Here is a 242-nt window from a genome sequence, read left to right on the forward strand (position 1 = left end):
GGTGCAATCAAGGGCAACCGCCTTGACCTTTATTTTGAAACCGTAGAGGATGTCTATCGTGAATGGGGCAAAAAAACACTGGATGTCTACGTAGTACAAATGGGCAATGGGAAGCTGACTGAGGCCCAGCTGCAAGCCTTAAATGAAGACAAATCCCTGCAGGTCTTCCGCCAGCAGTTTATAAACTCAGAAAAAAGATAAACAGGCCGGGGTGCCTGTTTTTTTTATTGGGCAAATCTTGG

At 45.9% G+C, this 242-nt stretch carries 1 protein-coding gene; it reads left to right on the plus strand.

The genetic code is table 11. The features are described 5' to 3' along the window. Positions 1-201 (plus strand): 3D domain-containing protein (locus tag V7083_RS00500; RefSeq protein WP_335474239.1); only part of this gene is annotated, 201 nt, incomplete at its 5' end. Between the last annotated feature and the right edge of the window lie 41 nt (positions 202-242).

The organism is Bacillus sp. JJ1764 (genome assembly GCF_036962145.1).
Lineage (GTDB): Bacteria > Bacillota > Bacilli > Bacillales > Cytobacillaceae > Neobacillus.